The sequence below is a fragment of the Actinomycetota bacterium genome (genome assembly GCA_019347575.1).
In the GTDB taxonomy this organism is placed as follows: Bacteria; Actinomycetota; Nitriliruptoria; order Nitriliruptorales; family Nitriliruptoraceae; genus JAHWKY01.
Genome location: JAHWKY010000071.1, coordinates 1 through 7946 on the forward strand (window position 1 = coordinate 1; position 7946 = coordinate 7946).

A 7946-nucleotide genomic window follows, 5' to 3' on the forward strand; every position below is an offset into this window, starting at 1 on the left:
CGACCCCACTGGTGTGGACGTGGCTCTGGATCGCCGGCATGACCGTGATCGCTGCCGACGTCGTACGCCGCCGTGTCAAAGAGATCAGCGGCGTGTTCCCCCTCGCGCTGGCCGCCTACCTCGCCTCCGCCGCGGTCACCCTGACCACCCTGTTCGGGTTGGGCATCTACCCGCTGGAAGCCCGCCCCCACGTGCCGCTGGGTGGGATGATGGTCGGCAACTCCATGAACGCCACCGTGCTGGCGGCCCGTCGCGTCGTCGAGGAGATCACCGACAAGGCCGACGAGGTCGAGATCCGTCTCGCGCTCGGCCAGCCCTACCGGCAGGCCGCCCGCCCCTACCTGGCCGCGTCGCTGCGCACCGCGCTCATCCCCCAGATCGAGACCACCAAGGCCGTCGGGTTCGTGTTCCTCCCCGGGGCGATGACCGGACTCATCCTCGCCGGAGTCGACCCGGTCGACGCCGTGCTCGTCCAAGCCGTCGTCATGTTCCTGGTGCTGGGCGCAGCAGCGACCACCACCACCGTCATCGGACTGGGCATGCTCAACCGGCTATTCACCCCCGACCATCGTCTCGTCCGCCTCACCCGCAGCCCGTTGCAATGAGCTGCAGACGCAACCGACAGGCAGAACCGAGACCTGCCCGGATCTCGCCCCCGAGGTCTGCGGCCTAGACACACCTGTCACCTAGACGCTCGACGGTTGGCGGTCATCCGGAAGCGAACCCCGCGGCTGGAGCGAGCAGCGCCTCCCGCCTTCTGCTGACAGGGGTCGATATGTACGATCGTCTCGGGGGTGGTGGCAACGAGCGAAGACCCGATCCGGGTACTGATCGCCGAGGACGATTACCTCGTCCGCGAGGGCATCAAGGCGGTCCTGGACGCTCATACCGATACCACCGTCGTCGGTACCGCTTCGAACCCCGGTGACCTGGAGTCCCTCCTCGATGAGGTCGAGGCGGACGTCACGATCCTCGACATCCGCATGCCCCCTACCTTCACGACGGAGGGCATCGATCTCGCCCTACGTCTGCGTGAGACGCACCCCGAGCTGGGCATCGTCGTGCTGTCTCAGCACCACGACCCCGAGTACGCGCTGGCGCTCCTGCAGGACGGGTCCGAGCGGCTCGCGTACCTGCTGAAGGAGCGGATGGGGCAGGCTGAGGAGCTCGTCCGGGCGCTGCGCGAGGTCACCGCCGGCGGATCGGTGCTCGACCCGAAGATCGTGGACGCGTTGTTCGAGGCGAAGCGCAAGAAGCGATCGTCGCGCCTCTCGGAGCTCACGCCACGCGAGCAGGACGTCCTCAACCAGATGGCGACGGGGAAGCAGAACTCGTCCATCGCGGAGGAGCTCTACATCTCCGAGCGCTCGGTCGAGAAGCACGCGAGCTCGATCTTCTCGAAGCTGGGCCTCACCGACTCCCACGATCTGAACCGACGCGTGGCGGCGGTGCTGTACTTCCTTCAACGCTCCGCGGACTGAGCTCACCGTCGGCGGACGTCACCTCCGACAGCGGCAGCAGCGCCTGGACCGACGTCCCCTCGCCGGCCACCGACCTCACGTCCAGGCTGCCTCCCACGGCCGCGACCCGGTCGCGGAGGTGGCGCAGTCCCCCCTCGTCACCGACCGAGCGGGGATCGAAGCCACACCCGTCGTCGTTGACCTCCACGATGAGCGCGCCGTCACGGACCTTCGCCACGATCGTGGCGGACGTCGCGTCCGCGTGCTTCACCACGTTGGTGAGGGCTTCGGAGACCAGCTGGTAGGCGTTGATCTCGACGCGTCCGTCGATCCGCGGCAACGGATCAGGATCGGTCTCGAGCTGGACGTTCACGGGGGCCCGGCCGACGAGACTGTTGAGTCCGCCCTCCAGCCCGCGGTCCTGCAGGATCGTCGGGAATATCCGCTGGGACGTCTCGCGCAAGCCCTTGATCGCGGCCTGGGCGTCCCGCTCGAGCTCCTCGAGGATGGCCTCGGCCGTCTCGGGGTCGTCCGACCGCAGCTGCCGGAACAGGCCAAGACGGGCGCTCACCAGGACCAGCTGCCTCTGCAGCCCGTCATGCAGGTCGTTGGCCAGGCGTCGCCGCTCCTCGTCCTGTGCGGTCACGATGCGCTCCGACGCGGTCCGGAGTTCCTGTGCCTGGTCCCGGATGACCATCAGCTGGTGCTGGGTGGCACGTCTCATCTGCTCGAGGGTCTGGGCGAGCAACCCGATCTCGTCGCTCGTCGACGCTTCGAACCTGGCGTCCGGGTCGCCTGACGCGATGCGCTTGGCGGTGCGGGCCAGACCCAGCAGGGGTCGCGCGAAGATCCGCTCGACGTACAGGGCCAGGAACCCGACCACGACTGCGATCACGGCGGCGCCCACCACCCGGTTGCGCAGGAGTTGACGGTCGAGCCTGGCGAGCGGCTCGGGGATGGCGATACCGACGGCTCCCTCCGCCTCCCAGGGGCCAGCGGAGGCGAACATCGGGACGTAGTCCACGAAGGTCTCGGCGCCGTCCACCGGGATGACGGTGGGTTCCCGCTCCGCGTAGTCCCGGGTGAACCCAGGCGGGCTCGCGGGGGAATCCCCGAGGGTGCTGCCCACGAGCCGACCGTCCGCCACGAGCAGCACGTCGTTGCCCCCGAGCAGCCGGAGCTGGAAGGCGGACGAGTCGTCGAACAGGTAGCCCCCGACGAGCACTCCGGACGGCTCTGGGCCTCCCACGGGCACGGCGGCGAGCTGCACGTACCGCCCGTCCGTCGTCGGGATCAGGTGGTGACCGGGCCCCTCGATGAGATCGTCCAGCGCCTCCGGGGGCAGATCCGGCAGGCCGACGCCGATCGTGACGTGTACCCGCCCGTCCGGCAGCACCACGCCGATCGTGTCCATGCGCAGATCGCGCTGGGTCGATCCCAGCTCGTTGATCAGCACGGCACGGTTCTCGGTGCCGATCAGCTCGCGGTAGGCGAGGGTCTGGGAGGTGTTGCGCAGACCGGCGATGAGCGTGGACTGCCGATCGGTGAACGAGGCGCGCAGCACCTCGAGCTCACCCTGCAGCGTGTCCCTCGCCTGCTGCTGCAGCGTCCCCCGGGTCAGACGGGTGTCGAGCAGGATCGTGGCCGCGATCACGACCGTGACGGCCACGACGAAACCCACGAGCAGCTTGGTCCAGAGCGAGCTCCTCGCGTTGCCGACGTAGGCGCCCAGTCTCCGCCAGGCACGTTCGAGCACCGACCCACTCGTCACGGTCAGCTCTGCTCCAACGAGCGCACCGCCGCGCCCTGTGCCCGCTGCAACGCCTCCTCGGCCGTCGCGCGGCCGGTCAGGATGTCCTCCCAGGCCTCGACGAACGCGCGCTGGGCGTCCGGGAACGCGATCAGCTTCATGGGTGTGGCGATCTCGAGCTGCTGGAGCGTCGTGCGGAACGCCGGGTGCTCGAAGTGCGGGTCCTCGAAGACGTCGCGCTGGGCGGGGAGCCTGCCCTCCTCCTTGGCGAGGCGCACGGCATGTTCATCCGCGGTGAGGTGGACCATGAACTCGAACGCGAGCTCGCGCTCCTCGACGCCGCGTGGGATGAACAGGCTGCTGCCGCCCAGCGCGGTGCCCTCGCTGGAGCCCTCACGGCCCCGTGGCATCGGCAGGACCGCCGGCGTCCAACCCTGCTCCGCCCGTTCCAGCGTCGCGATGTCCCACAATCCGGACGCGTGCAGGGCGGTGCTGCCCGCGCGGAACAGCTCGAACGCGTCGTGGCTGATGTTGCGGGACGCCGGCGGATAGGCCACCCCCTCAGCTACGAGTTGGCCGAGGAACCCGAGCGCGTCGATCGTCTCCGGTGAGTCGAGACCGAAGGTGACCGAACCGTCGTCGCCGATCTCGACGATCTCCCCGCCGTTCGCTGCGATCCACCCGTACGCGAACCACGTGCTGCTCGGCACGGCGATGCCCCGGACGCTGCCGTCCTCGGAGGTGACCGCCCGGGCGATACGGGCGATGTCGTCGAAGGTCGTCGCCTCCTCCGTCGGCTCGAAGCCGTGCTGGTCCAGGATCTCGGGGTTGGCCATCAGCACGAGCGCGTTGGTGTCGAGCGGCACCCCGTAGAGCTGGCCTTCCCAGGTCACGTCGTCGACGGCCCCCGGGATGTACTCGTTGCGGCGGAGCGTGCCCTCCCACAGGTCCCCGACCGGTTCGGCGATCCCGTCGGCCGCGGCCGCGAAGGCGTGCCAGTGCGCGACGTGGACGGGATCGTCCGCCGCGATGCTCGTCTTGACCACGTCCGGGACCTGCGCGAACGACACCCCTTGGACCTGCACCTGGACCTCCGGGTGCTCCCTCTCGAATGAACGCACGGCATCGACGACGGCGGGGACGGTCGCCCAGTCGTCGGCCATCACCACCCGCAGGATCGTCGAGGAGGACTGCGCGGTGTCTGTCCCGCCGTCGCAGGCGGACGACGCGAGCAGCAGAGCCCCGAACCCGAGCGCAACCCACGTCGCACGGATCCACCCGGGAGCGGAGACACGGTCTCGGAACGTCGACGCGACCCCCACGGACCCGACCCCATCTGTTCGATCGTGCCGAGAGCATCCCACGCGACTCTGCCAGCAGCAAGGCGTGGCGGCGATCGGTGCTCTGGACGTCTCTGCGACCGGACGCGACGGCAGCGCCGAGGTCGCTACCTCGACGCTGCCGCTTCGACGCCGTCCCTCGTGATCACGCCACGGTGATGCGCGAGTGACGCCGGGCCAGCAGGAGTGCGGCACCCGCGAGCGCCAGCATCGTCACGGCGGCGATCCAGACCACCGCGCTCCCGGCCGACGAACCGAGCGTGTCGGCGGCGCCGCCCTCTGGTGGTGCGTACGCCCCGAAGGCGGCGTCGATCAGGTTGCCGGTCCCTTCGAGCAGACCCCCGGACCCGATGCTCGCCGACCCGGTGCTGGCCGATCCGGGGCTGGCCGATCCGGTGCTGGCCGACAGCGACGACCGTCCCGCGACCGGATCCGACGCTGCGAGCGGCGCGCGGCCCCCGGCCTCCGCGTGCGGCGGGGTCGAGGTCAGGTGGTGATCGGCGCCCGACGTGGTGGCCGGGCTGGACCCGGTGGTCGTGCCGTAGGCCCCTTCCACGAGGTGACCGCTGCCGGCGCCCCGCTGCCGCGGCTGGGTCGTGACGACGCCGTCGTCCTCTTCGCTTTCGCTCCCGAACAGGTCGATCTGGACCTGCTCGTCGGGCACGCCGTACTTGGTGCCACCGATCGTGAACCGTTGCTTGTCCGTGGAGATCGACGGGACCGTCGTCTCACCGCCGGCCTGGACGTCGACCGGTTCCCGGATGTCGACGCGCGGGGTGGTCACTTCCAGTTCGGGTGTCTCCGTCCCGGGGACGGTCACCTCGCGTTCGGTGCCCTGGTAGCTCGGTGTCTCCGTGCTCTCCTCCTCGTCGACGCTGAGGCCCGCGTCGGCGTCGACCGGACCCTCGTCGGTCTCGATCTGCGTGGACGACTTGACGGACACCGTTGCGGTGTCCTCCTCGGTCGTGACGCTCACCGTTCCCTCGCAGTCGGTGGAGGCGAGCGTCGTGTCGTCGCCCGTGCACTCCTCCGCCGCAGCGGGGACGGCCAGCGCGACCACCAGCAGCGCGCCGGCGATCATCGTCCCGGCACGTCCCAGCCTCCGTTCGAAGGTGGACGTCCCTCGGTCCGTCCGTCGTTGCTTCTTCATGGTTATCCCCTCCATTGAGGCGGTGCTGCGGTGTGTGTCGAGCCTCCTCAGACCTCGACCGCTGCAACCACCATGGGGGTCCCTGGGACGTCCCGGAAGCGTGCCAGTGCTGAACCTCCTGGGTGGTCTAGCCACAACTCCGAGCGGGGGTTCCTCGCACACCGGAAGGGTGGTGGCGCGCGGACCCGGGGTGCGGGAAACACGTAGTCCCCCTCCGGGATGACCAACCCGGCCGGATCGACCGTCGGGGACGGGGCCCACGTGACCTGGTGTGCACCCGTCAGGTCCCTACGCGGTTCCCCTCCCCGGGAACGGGGGGGCATCACGGTTCCCGCTGCTGGCCTCGTCTGCCACGCTCGGGCCGGACGACCACGGACGGAACAGGATGCGGACACTGACGGTGGGTGGGGGCTTGGGGGACGAAGGGCGGACCGGCGGGCCGGGGCCCGGAGGGCCAGAGGCCCGCCGTGTCCGTTCTGGAGGTGCCGAGGAGGATCCTCTGGACGGTGTGCAAGGTGGGGAGCTGCTCGCGATCGCCGAGAACGATCTGCGCTCGCACCTGTCCACGGCGCGGGGCTTCATCGAACTGCTGCGCCAGCGGTGGGACGAGGTCCCCGAGCAGGACCGGAAGCGATCCGTGGAACGGGCCGCCCACCAGCTGTCGCTGCTCAGCGGTCTCCTCAACGACCTCCTCGAGATCGCCGTGTCGCACGCGAGGCTGGAAGAGGAGCGACGCGTGACCTGCGACCTCGAGCCTTTGGTGCGTGAGGTGGTTGCGGAGTTCACGCGCGCGCACCCGCAGCGACGGATCGCCGCACGCATCGCTGCGGACCGCACCTGCGTGACCGCGGAGCGTCGTCACGTGGAGCGGGTGCTGCGCAACCTCCTGTCGAACGCCCTGCGCTACTCCACCGGCCCCGTAGAGGTCGGGCTCGGAGGGGACCCGCACGAGGTGGTCATCGCGGTGCGGGACCAGGGGCGGGGGATCCCAGAGCACGTCCAACGGCGGCTGTTCGCGAGGGTCCGGGACGTGCGCGACGAGGACGGGGCGGCCGGACTCGGGCTGTTCGTCTGTCGGCTCCTGGTCGAGGCCCACGGTGGTCGCGCGTTCCTCGTCGTCGAGGAGGCCGTCGATGGCGAAGAGCTCGAGCGGTGTCTGCGGCATGGTGCGTTCCTTGCGGTGTCGGGGCGGATCAGGTGAAGGCGCTGACGCCGGTCTCGGCGCGGCCGATGAGGAGCTTCTGGATCTGGCTGGTGCCTTCGTAGAGGGTCATCACGCGGGCGTCGCGCATGTACTTCTGGACGGGGTACTCGTCGACGTACCCGTGCCCGCCGAAGGCCTGGATGGCGAGGTTGGCAGTGAGGTCCGCATCGGACGAGACCGGCTTGATGTCGAGGCCTTGGCATTCGGACCGCAGCGCGCCGACATCGACCGGGCTCATCACCATGCCGGGCGACGAGAGTCCGAGCGGCAGGCCGCGGTCGGTCGCCTCTCCCGCGGCGCGCGGGCAGTGGTCGAGCCGGAGTTCGAAGAGGAAGGGCAGGTCGCCGAAGAACCGCTGCGCGTGCTTGAGGCTCGCCGCCGCGTCCTCAGGATCCTCATGAACGAAAGCGCGGTTGAAGAAACCCACGGGCGTCCCCGTCGAGACCAGCGCCAGCCCGTGCGTGCGTTGGACGGGATGGCCGGTCAGCTCGGCGGCCTGCTCCCACACCAGGAACCTGACATCCCCGGTGTGACCGTCAGGATCTCTGTAGCGAGCTGACAGCTGCCCAGGCGGCGTGGTGGTCACGGTGCCGTCGTCAGGAGCGATCAGCTGCGGGGCGTGAGCCGGCCGGTTCACCCGGAACGAGCGCGACGCCGCATACGACGAGTTCGCACCGCAGGTGTCCTTGGCATTGGCCTGCCACGTGTAGGTACCCGGGGCCAGCGGCGTCGACGGCGACCAGGCCGCGGTTGCAGCCCAGATCTTGCAGTACGCCTACCTGGCCGGCGACCTCGACACGATCACGTCGCTGACGAGCGAGAACCCCTGGTACCGGGTGTCCATCAACCGCAGGTCGCTGGAGGACCCCGACTACGCCCGGCCCGGGTTCGCCCTGCTCATCGACGGTGGCTGGGAAAGCGACGACTACCGGGTCCTGCGCCGGTCCGGTACCAAGGCGTGGGTCGAAGCCGGCGACCTGAGCATCGGGGTCAATGCCCAGGAGGAGATCGCGCTCGTCCTCGAGGACGGCGAGTGGAGGGT

General features: G+C 69.8%; 7 protein-coding genes and 1 pseudogene. 4 read left to right on the forward strand and 4 right to left on the reverse strand.

Going from position 1 to position 7946, the window contains the following annotated elements; genetic code table 11:
• Positions 1–605 (forward strand): ABC transporter permease (locus KY469_21750; GenBank protein ID MBW3665726.1); only part of this gene is annotated, 605 nt, incomplete at its 5' end.
• Positions 606–797: 192 nt separating this feature from the next.
• On the forward strand, positions 798–1481 hold the full coding sequence (locus KY469_21755) for a response regulator transcription factor (GenBank protein ID MBW3665727.1): 684 nt from the start codon (positions 798–800) through the stop codon (positions 1479–1481).
• Here the strand turns inward: KY469_21755 and KY469_21760 are convergent.
• The 3 genes from KY469_21760 to KY469_21770 form a co-directional block, all read right to left on the reverse strand.
• Positions 1411–3216 carry a sensor histidine kinase gene (locus KY469_21760; GenBank protein ID MBW3665728.1) on the reverse strand — a complete coding sequence of 602 codons (1806 nt, stop codon included), beginning with the start codon at positions 3214–3216 and terminating at the stop codon, positions 1411–1413. The two genes, KY469_21755 and KY469_21760, sit on opposite strands and share 71 nt — an antisense overlap.
• Positions 3217–3233: 17 nt before the next feature.
• Positions 3234–4532 carry an extracellular solute-binding protein gene (locus KY469_21765; protein MBW3665729.1) on the reverse strand — a complete coding sequence of 433 codons (1299 nt, stop codon included), beginning with the start codon at positions 4530–4532 and terminating at the stop codon, positions 3234–3236.
• Positions 4533–4695: 163 nt separating this feature from the next.
• Positions 4696–5700, reverse strand: coding sequence for a hypothetical protein (locus tag KY469_21770; protein ID MBW3665730.1), 1005 nt, complete (start codon positions 5698–5700; stop codon positions 4696–4698).
• A 508-nt stretch (positions 5701–6208) separates the two neighbouring features.
• On the opposite strand from KY469_21770, the gene KY469_21775 reads away from it, so the two are divergent.
• Complete coding sequence (locus KY469_21775) at positions 6209–6901, forward strand: sensor histidine kinase (protein MBW3665731.1); 693 nt, start codon at positions 6209–6211, stop codon at positions 6899–6901.
• Here KY469_21775 and KY469_21780 read toward each other — a convergent pair.
• Positions 6894–7058, reverse strand: a pseudogene (locus KY469_21780) (acyl-CoA/acyl-ACP dehydrogenase). The gene KY469_21775 and the pseudogene KY469_21780 sit on opposite strands and share 8 nt — an antisense overlap.
• A gap of 610 nt (positions 7059–7668) precedes the next feature.
• Here KY469_21780 and KY469_21785 point away from each other — a divergent pair.
• A partial coding sequence (locus KY469_21785; protein MBW3665732.1) for a hypothetical protein occupies positions 7669–7946 on the forward strand: 278 nt, incomplete at its 3' end.